Raw genomic sequence first — 14972 nt, forward strand, 5'->3', positions numbered from 1 at the left:
ACGCCGGTTGATCACGACCGTTAGTTCATGATCGCGCGGAAAGCCACCGGGCTAGAGGGTGAGGACGGGTGGAGGGTGGTGACGGTGAGGCGGCGGGAGCGGCGGGCGGCGAGCGCGGTCAGCGCGAAGCAGCCCGCGGCGAACCCGGTCAGCACCAGCACGGCGGTCCAGACGGTGTCGAGCGGGCCGCCGACGGTCAGCCGCCGGAGTGCCCCGATGACGTAGGTCATGGGCAGCCAGGGGTGCATCGCCTGGAAGAACCCGGGTGAGGTCTGCACCGGATAGGTGCCGCCGGACGAGGTCAGTTGCAGCATGAGCAGGGCGAGTGCGACGAGGCGACCGGGTGCGCCCAGGATCGCGCCCAGCATCTGCAGGATCGCGGTGAACGTCAGCGAGGTCAGGATCAGCAGCCCAAGCGTGCCCGCCGGGTGGACCGGGATCAGGCCGAGGGCGTACCGGAGGACCAGGTAGAGCACGATCGCCTGGGCGGTGCCGACGACGGCGGCCGGCAGGTATCCGGCGTACGCCACGCGCCAGGCGGGGGCGCCGGAGACGGCGTGCCGCCGGGTCAGCGGCCGGAGCAGCATGTAGGTCAGCATCGCGCCGACCCACAGCGCCAACGCCAGGAAGTAGGGCGCGAATCCGACGCCGTAGGTGGCCGCCGCGTGCCGCGTGTCGCGCTGGAGCGCCACCGGGTCGCCGAGGACGCCCGCCCGGGCCGCCCGATCGTCGGCGTCGTAGCCGGGGATCTGCGACGCGCCGTCGGCGAGTCCGTTCGCCAGCCGCAGCGCGCCGGAGTCCAGCGTCGCGAGGCCCGTGGCCAGGCTGCGCGTACCGGCGGAGAGGTCGGCCAGCCCGCCGTCCAGTTGCCGGGCGCCGGACGAGAGCCGGTAAAGCCCACCCGACAACTGGTGCGCGCTGGTCGCTGCGGTGTGCGTACCCTCCTGCAATTGAGAAGCGCCACTGGCGAGCGCGGTGAGGCCGGCGGAAAGCTGGTCCACCTGGGATCGGGCGGCGGCGACGCGGTCCGCGAGGGTGGGCGCGGCCTGGGCCACGGCGCGGGCCTGCGCCGCGACGGTGCGCAACTGGTCCGCGAGCCGGTCCAGGTCCGCGGTCGCGAGCCGATCGCGCAGGTCGCGCGCGGTCTGGGTGGCCTCGGCGGCGGCTTGGCGGGCGGCGACGTAGGCCGCGTCGTCGGCCAGTCCGGGGGTCGCCGCGGCCAGCGAGTCGAGTTTCTGTTCGACCTCAGTGGTACGCCCAACGGCGCGGTCGGCGACCGCCGGCAATTCGTCGAGGTGAGCGGCGATGGCGTCGGCTCCGGTCGCGATGGCCGTGGCCGCGGCCGCGATGTCGTCGGCGTGTTCGCGGAGCGCCGGTTCGGCGGTGTCGGCCGCCTCGTCCACGAGCGCCGCGAGCTGGCGACCGCCCGCCGCCGCCTGGGCTGTGCCGTCCGCGAGCTGGTCGGACCCGGCGGCGAGAGTGTCCAAACCGGACGCCAACTGGGCCGACCCCGAGGCGGCCGCGGCGGTGCCGTCGGCGATCTTCCCGGCGCCGCCCTGCGCTTGACCGGCCCCGGTCGCCAGCTTGCCCGCGCCGGCGCTCGCGTCGTCCGCGCCGTCGGCGAGCTGGGCCGCGCCGTCGGCCGCTTCGGCGGTCTGCGTCTTGAGGTCGGTGAAGCCGAGCAGCATCCGGTCGAAGTATTTCGCGGCGGCACTGCTCGCCGCGGCCGCCCGGATCTCGGTGAACGCGCTGCGGGCCAGCAGCCCGGACAGGTAGTTGGTGCTGTCGTCGCTGGTGACCTGCAGGCGACCGGCCGACGCCGGACGCCCGGCGTCGGGAGCGTCCGCCAGGTGCTGGGAGAAGTCGGCCGGGATCACCAGGATCAGGTGGTACTCGCCGCTTTCCAGACCGCGTTCGGCGTCGGCGCGGTTGGTCGGGATCCAGCCGAAGACTTGGCGGTCGACGAGTTCGTCGGCGAGATCCCGCCCGGCGTGCACGACGTCGCCGGCGCTGCTCGTAGCGGCCTGGTCGGCCTGGACGAGCGCGACCGGGATGTGCTTGAGGTTGCCGTAGGGGTCCCAGAACGCGGCCAGGTAGAGCGCGCCGTAGAGCAGGGGGACGACGGTCAGGACCGCGAGCGCGGCGCGGGTCAGCCGATGCCGGCCGAATCGGCGCAGCTCGGAACGAGCAGGGCTCATCGGGTGATCTCCACGATCTGATCGGGGGCGTACGCGGTCGCCTCGCGCGCGGTGAGGACCACGGCCCGGCCGGTGGCCCGCAGCGCGGCGGCGAGGTCGCGTTGTTCGTCGAAGGTGAGCCCGAGGTCGGCGTCGTCGACGGCGATCACCGCCGGATCGGCGAGCAGGGCCAGCTCGATCATGAGGCGGTGCCGATCGATCGGCGTCAGCTCGCCGGCCTTCGTCATGAGGTCGAACGGCAGACGCTGTCCGGCCTGGTCGAGAGCCTGCTTGTGGCGTACGCGGCGGGCCCGGGTCGGCAGCCCGATCGGGCGCAGCAGCCGGAGGCGTTCGTCGAGGTGTTCCTGGGCGGTCAGCATCGGCTCCGGCTCGTGTACGCCGGGGACCAGCCCGAGCGCGGTCTTGGCGCGGACCACGACGCCGTGGCGGTGCCGGAAGTTCCCCGTCAGGGAGAGCAGGGCGGCCGTCCGGCCGCTGCCGGGCGTCCCGGTGAGCACGACCAGCTCGCCTGGGTAGACCTCCAGGTCGAACCGTCCGAACACCGCTCGACTGGTGTGATGACCGAGCCCGCGGGCCGCCAGGACCGGGGCGGGCACCGCGGGCTCTTCAGTCGTGTCCCCTGCATTGAGCGGCAGCGGTCCGGCCGTCGCGTCGTCCGCGCTTCCCTCATCGCACGTCGCCGGGTCGGTCAGGACCTCCGCAGTGTTCACTGCCACTCCAGACAATGCTGCTCCAGAGAATTAAGACTGACTGGTCGGTACAGAAACTTACAGCACGGTCGCCCGATTCGCCACTCTGAACCGGTAGTCAGGCCGTTGCTGCAGGTGAACATGCCCGCGGACCGATGTTTCTGAACGGTAACTTTCGACCGAACGGCTATGGCAGCAGGCCATTTCGCCATCAACACTGGGTCGGTGCCAGGCCGACACCGTCCACCTCGACGCCCCGTCCGCGCCGTCGCTCTCGTGACGGCTGTCCTTGCCGTGGTCGCCGCCAGCGCGTACGCGGCCGTGCGGTTGACCGACGACAACGCGAGCGGCTGCGCCCCCTCCGGTACGCCGATCCGCGTCGCCGCCGCGCCCGAGATCGCCGACGCCGTCCGGCAGACGATCAGCGGACTCTGCTTGTCCGCCGAAGTGACCGCGACCGACCCGGCCGACGTCTCGGCGATCATCGCGGGCCAGCGCAACGTCACGCTGGCCGGCGTCGGGCAGCCCGACGGCGACGCCAAGGCGCCCGACATCTGGATCCCGGACTCCTCGACCTGGCTCGCCCGGCTCTCGAACGCCTCCCCCACGCTCGCCGCGACCGACACCGTGTCGATCGCGCGCAGCCCCGTCGTGGTGGCGATGCCGGAGCCGGTCGCCAAGACGCTCGGCTGGCCGACGGCCAAGCTGACCTGGCAGGCCCTGCTCCAGAAGATGACGACGGACACGAAGCTGCACGTCGGCACGTCCGAACCTGCCCGCGACGCGGCCGCCCTGTCTGGGCTGCTCGCCCTGGGCCAAGCCGCGTCGACGTCGGCGGGCGGGCAGACCGCCACGACGGCCGCCCTCCGGGCGCTGTCGGCCGGCCGGTCGGCGCTGCGTACGGATGTGCTCGCCCGCTTCCCGCGGTCGGCCGAGCCAGCCGCCCTCGCCTCCGGCCTTTCCGCCGCGCCGATGTCCGAGCAGGCCGTGCTGGCCTACAACGCGGCCAAGCCGCCGGTGAAGCTCGCCGCGCTCTACCTCGACCCCGCGCCGGTGGCGCTGGACTATCCGCTCACCGTCCTGCCCGGGGCCGACGCCGGTCGCAAGCAGGCTGCCACCCAGATCCGCGAGGCCCTCCAGTCCGACGCCTTCCGGTCGAAGCTCGCCGGAGCCGGCCTGCGCCTGCCGGACGGTACGCCGAGCACCGGGCTCACCCTGCCGCAAGGCGCCCCGACGCCGCAGGTCACGCCGCCGCCGAGCGCCACTCAGCGCGCCGCTGTGGCCGCCGGGGTCGACAAGGCGCTGTCCACCTGGATCGCCGTCACCCTCCCGGCCCGGATGCTGGCCGTCATCGACGTCTCCGGCTCGATGCTGGAGCGCGTACCCACGGCGGGCAACGCCACCCGGGAACAGGTCACCCTGGAAGCCGCCCGGCGCGGCCTCGGGCTGTTCGACGACTCGTGGGCCGTCGGCCTGTGGACGTTCTCCACCGAACTCGAAGGCTCCAAGGACTACCGGCAGCTCATCCCGATCGGGCCATTGTCGACACAGCGCACGTCGCTGCTGGCCAAGCTGGAGGCGATCCAGCCCAAGCAGACCGGCGACACCGGGCTCTACGACACGCTGCTCGCGGCGTACCAGACGGTGCAGCACGACTGGGACCCCGGCCGGGTCAACTCGATCGTGATGATGACCGACGGCGACAACGACGACGACAACGGCATCTCGCACGCCGATCTGCTCGCCAAGCTCAAGCAGCTGGCCGACCCGAAGCGGCCGATCCAGGTGATCATCATCGGCATCGGGCCATCGGTGAACGCCGCACCGCTGAAGCAGGTCACCGATCTGACCGGGGGCGGCGTGTTCACCGCCAAGGACCCCGCGAAGATCGGGGAGATCTTCCTGCAGGCCATCTCCCTGCGAGCCGCCGGCCTCCACTGACAGGTTCGTTCGACCCACTGGGGGTTGAGGCGGGGTCGCACCAAGCACATAATGGAACACGTGTTCGGAAGACGTGCATGACCCCCGCCGAGCAGGAGGCGATCGAGCGGATCGCCCTCACCACCGCCGCGCCCTGGGAGTTCGCGCTCGGCGGCGGCCGGGCGCTGCTGGCTCACGGAGTCACCGAGCGCCCGAGCGAAGGCGTGGACCTGTTCACCGTGGACGACACGGCGGTCCGCCCGGCCGCCGAGGCGGTGATGGACGCGCTGGCTGACGCCGGGTTCTCGGTGTGGGAGGTCGGCGACGAGTCCGACCTGTTCGACGACTTGGCCGACATCCTCATCGAACTGGCGGTCATCGGCGACGACGGCGCTTCGACGCCGGTGTCGCTGGGCGTACAGCCGCGCTCGCTGCCTCCGGTCGACCTGGGCGCCGGTCCGGTGACCTCCGTGGAGGATCTGGCCGCCATCAAGGTCGCGGCCATGGTCAACCGGGCCGAGATCCGCGACTTCATCGACGTCGCGGCGTTCCTCCAGCGGTTCGACCGGGATCGGCTGCTCGATCTGGTGAACACCGTCGATCCAGCGCTCACCGCCGAGGACTACGCGGCGTGCGTACGCCAGCTCGACGGCTGCCGGGACGAGCGGATTCGCTGCTATGGAGCCGATCCCGTAGGCGTACGCGCGGCGTTCGCGGACTGGCCGCGTGACTAACATGACGATGTGGAGACGACATTCCGGTCCGCCCGGTTCGCCGAGCTGACCGCGGCCACCCTCTATGACCTGCTGAAACTGCGGGTCGACGTGTTCGTGGTCGAGCAGGAGTGTCCCTATCCGGAATTGGACGGGCGCGATCCCGAGCCGGGCACGGTGCACGTCTGGGCCGCCGACGAGACCGGCGAGATCCTGGGTTACCTGCGAATCCTCGACGACGGTGCGGAGCTGCGGATCGGCCGGGTGGTCACGTCGCCGAAGGCACGCGGCAGCGGCCTGGGCGGCCAGCTGATGGAGCAGGCCCTGGCGGTCGTCGGCGATCGACCCAGCGTCCTCGACGCACAGTCGCATCTCACGCGGTTCTACGAGCGCTTCGGGTACGCCGTAGCCGGGCCTGAGTTCGTCGAAGACGGGATTCCACATACCCCGATGCGGCGCGAAACACCGACGCGGCACTAAACATCGATGCGATGCGTGGCACGTTCGCGGGAATCCCCGCCGCGCGCGCGGGCGTCAGGTTAGCGTCTGAAGATCGAACGCTGGACGAAGTTTCTCTATCCGACCGCGATGATCGGACTGATCCTCGCGTACTGGCTCATACCTCCGATGCGGACCATCGCCTTGGTCGCTGTGGGTGTCGGTGGAGCGACCGCGATCCTCGTCGGCGTACGCCGTCATCGCACCGATCGCTGGCCGGCCTGGGTCCTGCTGGCGGTCGGCATCCTCATGATCACCTTCGGCGAGGCGATCTACTCGATCCAGGGACCGGCACGGAGCTTCCCAGGCATACCTGAGCTGCTGTTCGTGGCCGCGTACGGGCCGCTCTGCCTCGGCCTCGTCTTGATGGGCCGCCCGCGTACGCTGTCGACCGACCTGATGCTGATCCTGGACACCATCGCCGTCGGGCTGGCCGCGACGCTGGTCGTCTGGATCACATTGGTCCGCCCAGCGGTGTTGAGCCTGCATCTGACTGGGTATGCCAAGTTAATCGTGATCGCTGGAAACGTCGGGTACGCCGCCGTCCTTGCCAGCGCCGCCCTCGTGGCCGTCGCCTGGCGTGCCAACGCGGCGCTCCGCGTCCTCGGCCTGGGCCTGATCGCGTTCCTGATCGCCGACTACCTCTACGGCACCGAGATCATCGCGGGCACGTGGACTCCGGGCGGGCTGGCCGATCTCGGTTTCCCCATCTTCTTCGCGCTCAGCGGGGCGGCCGCGCTACAACCGTCGATGACCGCGGTCGCCTCCCGCGCACACGCCCGCAACCAGCTCGGCGCACGGCTGGTGATGGTGGCGATCGGGCTGCTCGTCGCGCCGACGACGCTGCTCGTGGCGGCCACCTCCGGCCCGGTCACGACCGGGTTCGCCATCGCGATAACGGCGGTCGCGATCGGCCTCGTCATGATCACGCGCATCTTCCTGTCGGCGCGTGCGTACCAGCAGAAAGCCGCCCGGGAGGCCAGCCTGCGCGTGGCGTCGCGCGCGCTGATGCTCGCCACCGACCGACCGCAGATCGACGCGGGGGTGACCGCCGCGCTGCGGCAGCTGGTCCCGACGGCGACCGCGCACATTCGCGAGCCCGGCGATCCGCCCGTCGAGGGCCTGCCGTTGGCGCTGGACGGCGGCGAGCCGCGCTTCGCACTGGGGATCATGGTCTTCCGCGGCCCACCCGACCGGCTCGACGAGTTGACCCCCACCCTCCAGGCGCTCGCGGACCAGGCCGCGTCCGCCTACAGTCGCGTCCGGACCGTCGAGAAGCTGGCCGCAGAGCAACGCGAGCAATACTTCCGCACGCTCGTCCAGACCAGCACCGATGTCACGCTGATCAGCCGCGACGGCGCCATCGAGTACGCCACCCCGTCGGCCCGGGATCTGTTCGGTGTCGACGTGGTGGGCGCGAACCTCGACGATCTCGTCGAACGGTCTGGCGGCGGAAGCTGGCCGGATGTCGTCGAAGCCGACGAGGGCGAGGTTCACCTGCCCGATTGCAGTCTGGCGGTGCTCGTGCACCGGCGGGATCTCGCCGACGACCCGACCGTCTGCGGCGTCGTGACCACTTTGCGGGACGTCACCGCCGAACGGGATCTGCGCCGCGATCTGGCGCATCAGGCGAGCCACGACGTGATCACCGGGTTGGCCAATCCACGGCTGTTCCGGCACGCCCTCGCGGAGGCGGTACGCACTCCGGGCGTGGCCGTCATCCTGCTCGACATCGACGACTTCAAGCTGGTCAACGACATGTACGGGCATCCGGTCGGCGACTACCTGCTGGTGACCTGCGCCCGGCGGATCGAGTCCGCCATCGGACCGGCCGACCTGGCCGCTCGCATCGGCGGCGACGAGTTCGGCGTGGTGCTCGGCGACTGCCCCGACGTCGACGTCGCCCGCGACGTCGCTCAGCGCCTGTCCGACCTGCTGGCTGAGCCGGTCGAGGTCGACGGCATGATGATCGAATCCCGGGCGAGCGTCGGGATCGCGCACGTGGCCGGCGGCGGCGACGACAGCCAGCTGATGCAGAAGGCCGACATGGCCCTGTACGCCGCGAAGTCGGGCGGCAAGGGCCGCTGGCGGCAGTACGACGGGGAGATGAGCATCCCGGCCCGCAACCACGTCGAGGTCGGCCGCCGGTTGCGCGCGACCATGGAGTCCGGTGAGCTGATGCTGTACTACCAGCCGATCGTCGACCTGGTCACCGGGGAGACGGTGGGCGTGGAGGCGCTGCTGCGTCTACAGGACGACGGCGATCCCATGCCGCCGCCCCAGATCGTCGCCGCCGCCGAGAGCACCGGGCTGATCGGGCGGCTGGGCGAGTGGATCCTCGACCGGGCGCTGGCCGACCTGCCGCAGTTCCAGCTGCCGGGCCGTGACCCCTGCTACGTCAGCGTCAACGTGTCCGCCCGCCAGCTGCGGCGGACCGACTTCTCGGCGACCGTACGCCGGGCGCTGAAGAGCAGCCGGGTCGACCCCCGACTGCTCGTCCTCGAAGTCACCGAGAACATCCTCATCGAGAACGACGACGAGCGGCCGTGGGCGTATCTGGACGAGTTGCACGCGCTGGGCGTACGCATCGCGATCGACGACTACGGCACCGGGTACGCCTCCCTCGGCTACCTGCGCCAGCCCAGCGTCGACATCGTGAAGATCGACCGGAATCTGCTCACCGATCTGACGCCCCGGGCGACGCGCCTCATCGAGGGAGTGTCGTCGACCCTCCGCTATCTCGGGGTCGACCAGATCGCCGAGGGCGTCGAGACCGAACACGCGCGGGCGATCCTGGTCGACGCCGGCTGCCCCTACGGACAGGGCTTCCTGTTCTCGCCGCCGCTGCCGGTGGACAAGGTCGTCCGCTGGCTGCGGCTGCCCGACGTCACGGCAGGTTCGTGATGATGTCGGCGATCTCGCGACGACGGCCCGTGTAGAACGGGACCTCCTCGCGGACGTGCCGCCGAGCCCGCGACGCCCGCAGGTCGCGCATCAGATCGACGATGCGGTACAGCTCGTCCCCCTCGAACGCCAGCATCCACTCGTAGTCGCCGAGGGCGAACGAGGCGACTGTGTTGGCCCGTACATCCGGGTAGCCGCGCGCCATCCGGCCGTGCTCGGCCAGCATCTCGCGCCGCTCCTCGTCGGGCAGCAGGTACCACTCGTAGGAGCGGACGAACGGGTAGACGCAGATGTAGTCGCGCGGCTCCTCGCCCGCGAGGAACGCCGGGATGTGGCTGCGGTTGAACTCGGCCGGGCGGTGCAACGCCGCCTGCGACCAGACCCCGGTCAGGTTCCGGCCCAGCGCCGTCCGCCGGAACAACGAGTACGCCTCCTGCAGCGCGTCAGCCGAGGACGAGTGCCACCAGATCATCAGGTCGGCGTCGGCCCGCAGACCCGACACGTCGTAGGTGCCCCGGATCGTGACATCCTTCTCGGCCAGCCGATCGAACAGGCCGGTGACCTCGGAGATCACATCGTCGCGCAGGGTCGGCAGCGGGCTGGTGGCCTGGAATACCGACCACATCGTGTAGCGGATGGTCGAGTTCAGCTCGCGCATCCGGGCGGCGTTGGACTGCGCCGGCTCTTCGGTTACTACGACCTCTTCGGTGGTCTGATCGGTCACGATACGAATTCTCCCAGATCAGCGGCGGCTTTCTCGCCGGAGGCTATGCAGACGGGGATGCCGACGCCGTCGAAGGCGGCCCCGGCCAGGACGACGGGCTTGCGCCCGGCGCCGAGCAGCGCCCGAGCCTCGGCGACTCGGTCGAGGTGCCCTGGGGCGTACTGGGGCAGCGCACCGCCCCAACGCGTCACGCGTACCGCCGAGGCGGCCGGCAGCGGGCCGACCACCTTGGCCAGGTCGGCCTGGACGGCCGCGCCGAGGGCCTCGTCGGTCATCGCGAGCGCGCCGACGTCGCCGTACCGGCCGACGGAGACCCGGACGGCGGCCTCGGGCTCACCCGCGAGGTGCTCCCATTTCCGGGAGAAGAACGTGGCGGCCTTGATCGAGAGCCCTTGGTCGGCCGGGACCAGGAAGCCGGTGAGCGCCGGCAGATCCGCCCCGGGCAACCGCATCGACACGAGGCCGATGCTCGCGTAGTCGAGCTCGCCGACGAGGTCGGCGACCGCCGGTGGCAGCAGCGCGGCCGCGGGCTTGGCCGGGCAGGCCAGCACGTACGCGTCGGCGTCCAGCTCGTCGAGCGCCCGCAGCGGAATTCCATAGTGGATGGCGACGCCGAGGTCGAGCAGCCGTTGGGACAGCGCCTCGACCAGCCGGGACAGTCCACCTCGGAGGGTGCCGAAGACCGGGCCGCCCGCCGACCGCTTGACCAGCGAGGCGGCGACGCCGTCACGCAGGGTGTGCGCCGTCTGCAGGGCCGCGTACAGGTTGGGGATGGTGGCCTGGAGCGACAGGAGGTCGGCGCGTCCGGCGTACACCCCGCCGAGGAGCGGGTCGACCAGATGCTCCACCACTTCACCGCCGAGCCGCGACCGGACCAGGTCGCCGACCGCCACGTCCTGCCCGCTCAGCACCGGTACGCCGAGATCACGATCCGCGTCGGCGAGCGTCGCGACGCCGTCCAGCGCGGCCGAGAACCCCGGTACGCCCATCAGCGTGCCCGTCGGCATGGGATGCAACCGGCCGTCGACCCACAGTCCCGCCGCGCCCAGCGCCGGATGCACCAGCCGATCGCCCAGCTCCAGGTCGGCGACCAACCGGGCGGCGCCGCTGGGACCGCCGTCGGGCGTACGCATCAGGAACTGCTCGGCGCCGGTCTCGATCCCGTCGCCGCCCGTCTGGATCTTGCCGCCCAGCCGCGCGGTCGCCTCGACCAGCGTCACGCGTACGCCGGACTCGGCGAGCCGCAGCGCGGCGGTCAGCCCGGCGACGCCACCGCCGACGACAACGACGTGCCGGGTGCTCATCGCACGCTGATCTTGTGGACGAGTTCCACGATCCGGGTCAGCACCGCCGGATCCGCTTCGGGCGGCACACCGTGCCCCAGGTTGAAGACGTGACCGGGGGCGGCTTCGCCTTCGGCCAGCACCCGGCGTACCTCGTGGTCGACGACCTCCCACGGCGCGCTCAGCAACGCCGGATCGAGGTTGCCCTGCACCGCTCGCGGTCGCGCCGGACCCGGTTCACTGCCGTCCAGCCGCAGGTCCGCGACGTTCACCAGGGCGGCGGCCTGGTCGAGCGGCGTACGCCAGTCGACCCCGACGACGTCGGCACCCGCTTCCGCCATCGCCGTGAGCAGGTGCGCCGTGCCGACGCCGAAGTGGATCCGCGGCACCACGGGGCCGATCTCCTGGAGGACCGCCGCAGAGTGCGGCAGCACGAAACGCCGGTAGTCGGCCTCGCTCAGGGCGCCGGCCCACGAGTCGAACAGCTGGACCGCGCTCGCCCCCGCGTCGATCTGCACCCGCAGGAACGTCGAAGTGATCTCCGCGAGCCGTTCGGCCAGTCCGTGCCACAACTGCGGGTCGCCGTGCATCAGCGCCTTGGTCTTGGCGTGCGAACGCGACGGGCCGCCCTCGATGAGGTAGCTGGCCAGGGTGAACGGCGCCCCTGCGAAGCCGATCAGCGGAGTGCCCTCCAGCTTCGGGATGAGCAGCCGGATCGCTTCCTCCACAAAGGAGAGATCGGCGTCTTCAGCGCGGCCGACCCGGGCGAGGTCGGCGCTGGACCGGATGGGCTCGGCGACCACGGGACCGGTCCCGGCGACGATCTCCACGCCGACCCCCGCCGCCGCGACGGGCACCACGATGTCGCTGTAGAACACCGCCGCGTCCACGCCGTGCCGGCGTACCGGTTGGAGGGTGATCTCGGTGACCAGATCCGGACGGCGGCACGTCTCCAGCATCGACAGGCCGGCCTCGGCCCGCAGTTCGCGATATTCGGGCAACGACCGCCCCGCTTGCCGCATGAACCAGACCGGAGTGTGTTCGACCGGCTCGCCGCGGCACGCGCGGACGAAGACGGAGTCGGTCGGGTCAGCTGCAATGCTGGTCATTCCACAGATCGTGCCACGTTTCTCCCTTGCCGCGACCGGCGGGGGCGCGCGCTGAGGAGTACGCCACTGCCAGAGCGTGTGACAGCGCACGGCGTGCCGCACCACGCACCGGAAGCAGATGCGCCCTAGGGTTGCGCTATGCCGACCACGCTTCGCACGCCCCCGGACGTCTTCACCCGGGCGGTCGAAGCACTGCAAGCCGCTCCGACCCGCCGGGAGATCTCGCTGGAGGAGGTCGGTGCGCCGACCCGGCTCGCGCCGTACGCGCACGCCGTGGGCGCCACCGTGCTCCGCGACGGCGAGGAGGTGGCCACGGGCCGGTTGGTCCTGCTGCACGACCCGGCCGGTCACGAGGCCTGGCAGGGGACGATGCGGCTGGTCACCTACGTGACGGCGGAACTGGAACCCGAGTACGCCGCCGACCCGCTGTTGCCGCAGGTGGGCTGGTCGTGGCTGGTGGACGCGCTGGACGCGCACACCGGTCCGGGCCGGGGGGACGGCTACACCGCCATCGCCGGGACCGTCACGCAGACGCTGTCGACCCGGTTCGGCGACCTCGCCCGGCTCGCCGAGGACGAGGAGCCGCCAGGCTCGCCGACCGCTGCCGACCTGGAGATCCGCGCGTCGTGGACGCCGCTCGGGCCGAACCTCGACGATCACATGCTGGCCTGGTGCACACTGCTGGCCTCCACCGCCGGGCTGCCGCCCGAGGGTGTGACCGCGCTGCCCACCCGCCGCAAAGAAGGCTGAAACGGCGAGACGGCCAGGACCCGTGGGTCCCGGCCGTCTCGCCGTCGGACAGATCAGCTCGTGGCGATCTGCGCGGCCTCGCAAGCGGCGCGCATCGCGGGGAAGGCCTTGTTGAACGCGGCCTGCGTCGTCGAGGTCATCATCTTGTCCACCGCGTCGACACACGCGGTGAGCAGCTTGAGCTTCTCGGCGTTCGCGTTCTTCGCGCCCTCGAGATCCTGCTTCAGCTTCTCCGCCTCACCCTTGGTGGTGGTCAGCTGAGCCTTGAGATCCGCGAGATCCTTGGCGTCCGTCGCGGCCTGCGTGGCAGCCGCCTTCTCCTGCTTCGACGCGTCACTCGCCTTGACGAGGTAGAGCGTCGTCACCGTGCCGAGCGCCAGCACCAGCACACCGACCAGGATGGACAGGATCAGGACCGCCGGGCCCTTCTTCGGCCCGGGCGGGCCGGCCGGAACCGCCGAGTACGGCGCGCCGGTCGCGGGGTACGCCGAGGTCGGGTAGGCCGCGCCGGACACCGGCTGCGCCGGAACGGCGCTCGTCGGGTAGCCGGTGGGCGGGTTCCCCGCAACCGTCGGCTGCGCGGGCGGCACGGTCGCGCCACCCGGCTGGTACGCGGGCTGGGCGGTGGTCTGCGCGTACGCCGGCTGCGCGGGGGCCGCGGGGGGCTGCTGCACCGGCGGGTACGCCGCGGTCGGCTGCTGCGCCGGAGCCGGAGCCGGGTACGCGGGCTGCGCGGGCTGGCTCGGCGGGGTCCACGGGGACAGCGGCATGGTGTTCTCAGCGGCCGGGGCGACCGGCTGCGGCGGTACTACCGGCGCGACAGGCTGAGCAGGCTGAACCGGCTGCGGCGGCTGAGCGACCGGAGGCTGCGAAGACTCCGGCTCGGGATTGGTCATTGAGTTCCCTCCGTGTGGTGGCACCGACTGGTGGCCGGTGGCCATGACTTGCGTCGCCGCCCTCGTCGGGGCTAGCAGATCGTGAACTTGTCGCAGGCGATCTTGATCGGGATCGCCAGCCCGAGGCCCTCGGCATCGGTGAACTTCGCCGAGGCGATTCCGATGACCTCGTAATTCGCGTTGATGACCGGGCCACCCGAGTTGCCGGGGTTGATCGGCGCGTCGAACTGGATGTACGGCCCGTGCTGCGTGGTCTCCTCCCGGAAGGCGCTGACCACACCGCTGGTGACGGTGTCCTTCAAACCCAGCGGCGAGCCGACGACCAGGATCTCCTGACCCGACTTGGACTCGGTGGCGGCGACCTTCAGTCCCTCGATCTTCGCCGTCGTGTGCAACTGCGCGATGTCGGCCTTCTTGTCCCCGGCCACGACGGTCGCGTCGTACAGCTGATCGGCGTGCTCGATCTTGACCTTCTTGGTGCCGTCGTTCCAGACGTCCTCGATCACGTGGAAGTTGGTCAGCAGGTTGGTGCCGCCGTCGGAGGCGGTGCCGACCGCGAAGGCCGAGCCGATGCTCTCCGGCGTACGCACACGGAACACGCTGGGCAGCGTCTTCGCGGCGATCTTCTCGGCGTTGAACTGCGTCGCCAGCTGCTTCTCCACCGCCTCGACCCGCTTGTCGGCGGCCGACACGTCGGCGGCGGCCCGCGCCCGGGTCTCGTCCAGCTCGTTGCCGAGGCGGTTCACTTGGTACGCCTGGAAAGCGGTCACGCCGAGCAGCAGCACGACGAGGATCAGCGCGACGACACCGGGCCAGCTGACGCGGCGTCCCCCAGGCGCGTTCACCGGCGGCACCGGACCGCCCGGGAAACCGGACATCGGCGCGGTCGCCGGGACGGACGACAGCGGAACGGGCGGCACGTACGCCGGACGCTGCGTGGGCTGCGTCGTCATGGTGGGCTGCGTCACGTTCGGCTGCACCGGTTGCGGCGCCTGGATCGGGGCCGTCGGCTGGGCCGGCGGCGGCGATTGCCCAGCCGAAGGCGGCGGTGCCTGGTAACCGTTACCGGTCACCGGCGGCGGCGCATACGCCGGACGCTGGTTCGGAACAGGCGATTGTCCTACCGAAGGCGGCTGCGAAACTGGCTCCACCCTAGGCGGAAAGGGCCCATATGGCGGCTGTGGCTGCGTCGGATCCGAGCCCGTCGTCATGTCAAGAGCCTCCCCCACTCGTGATCACCGACCCGCAGAAGGTACCGGTTACCGGTCATTCTGTCTTCCCCTTTCAA

At 71.2% G+C, this 14972-nt stretch carries 12 protein-coding genes; 5 read left to right on the top strand and 7 right to left on the bottom strand.

Translation table 11 applies throughout. The features are described from left to right. Positions 1-20: 20 nt before the first annotated feature. Together HDA40_RS15940 and HDA40_RS15945 are read right to left on the bottom strand one after the other, a co-directional pair. Entirely contained in the window at positions 21-2198 is a 2178-nt protein-coding gene (locus tag HDA40_RS15940; RefSeq protein WP_253756506.1) for a YhgE/Pip family protein, read from the bottom strand. Continuing rightward, positions 2195-2914 (bottom strand): ATP-binding cassette domain-containing protein, encoded by a 720-nt coding sequence (locus HDA40_RS15945; protein ID WP_253756508.1) that lies wholly within the window; start codon positions 2912-2914, stop codon positions 2195-2197. The genes HDA40_RS15940 and HDA40_RS15945 overlap by 4 nt, the downstream gene beginning before the upstream one ends. 162 nt (positions 2915-3076) lie before the next feature. Between HDA40_RS15945 and HDA40_RS15950 the strand changes: the two genes are divergently transcribed. The 4 genes from HDA40_RS15950 (at position 3077) to HDA40_RS15965 (ending at position 8922) form a co-directional block, all read left to right on the top strand. After that, entirely contained in the window at positions 3077-4828 is a 1752-nt protein-coding gene (locus tag HDA40_RS15950) for a VWA domain-containing protein (RefSeq protein WP_372502871.1), read from the top strand. Between the two features lie 77 nt (positions 4829-4905). After that, positions 4906-5541, top strand: coding sequence for a nucleotidyl transferase AbiEii/AbiGii toxin family protein (locus HDA40_RS15955; RefSeq protein WP_253756512.1), 636 nt, complete (start codon positions 4906-4908; stop codon positions 5539-5541). 9 nt (positions 5542-5550) lie between these two features. After that, positions 5551-6000, top strand: a complete 450-nt coding sequence (locus tag HDA40_RS15960; protein WP_253756514.1) for a GNAT family N-acetyltransferase — start codon at positions 5551-5553, stop codon at positions 5998-6000. A 108-nt stretch (positions 6001-6108) separates the two neighbouring features. After that, complete coding sequence (locus HDA40_RS15965) at positions 6109-8922, top strand: putative bifunctional diguanylate cyclase/phosphodiesterase (protein WP_253756516.1); 2814 nt, start codon at positions 6109-6111, stop codon at positions 8920-8922. Here HDA40_RS15965 and hemQ read toward each other — a convergent pair. The 3 genes from hemQ to hemE form a co-directional block, all read right to left on the bottom strand. Beyond that, positions 8906-9580, bottom strand: a complete 675-nt coding sequence (hemQ, locus tag HDA40_RS15970) for a hydrogen peroxide-dependent heme synthase (RefSeq protein WP_253763641.1) — start codon at positions 9578-9580, stop codon at positions 8906-8908. The genes HDA40_RS15965 and hemQ overlap by 17 nt on opposite strands. 62 nt (positions 9581-9642) lie before the next feature. Further along, positions 9643-10950 (bottom strand): protoporphyrinogen oxidase, encoded by a 1308-nt coding sequence (hemG, locus tag HDA40_RS15975; RefSeq protein ID WP_253756518.1) that lies wholly within the window; start codon positions 10948-10950, stop codon positions 9643-9645. Further along, a complete protein-coding gene (hemE, locus tag HDA40_RS15980) occupies positions 10947-12038 on the bottom strand; it encodes a uroporphyrinogen decarboxylase (protein WP_253756519.1) in 1092 nt (363 codons plus the stop codon). The genes hemG and hemE overlap by 4 nt, the downstream gene beginning before the upstream one ends. 138 nt (positions 12039-12176) lie before the next feature. Here hemE and HDA40_RS15985 point away from each other — a divergent pair, with 138 nt between their 5' ends. Continuing rightward, the gene (locus HDA40_RS15985; protein WP_253756521.1) at positions 12177-12788 is read left to right on the top strand and encodes a DUF3000 domain-containing protein; all 612 of its coding nucleotides are present in this window, start codon (positions 12177-12179) and stop codon (positions 12786-12788) included. 53 nt (positions 12789-12841) lie between these two features. Here the strand turns inward: HDA40_RS15985 and HDA40_RS15990 are convergent, their stop codons facing one another. After that, positions 12842-13684 carry a hypothetical protein gene (locus tag HDA40_RS15990; protein ID WP_253756523.1) on the bottom strand — a complete coding sequence of 281 codons (843 nt, stop codon included), beginning with the start codon at positions 13682-13684 and terminating at the stop codon, positions 12842-12844. Positions 13685-13755: 71 nt separating this feature from the next. Next, on the bottom strand, positions 13756-14652 hold the full coding sequence (locus tag HDA40_RS15995) for a S1C family serine protease (protein ID WP_253756525.1): 897 nt from the start codon (positions 14650-14652) through the stop codon (positions 13756-13758). Positions 14653-14972: the final 320 nt, after the last annotated feature.

This window comes from Hamadaea flava, assembly GCF_024172085.1.
Lineage (GTDB): Bacteria > Actinomycetota > Actinomycetes > Mycobacteriales > Micromonosporaceae > Hamadaea > Hamadaea flava.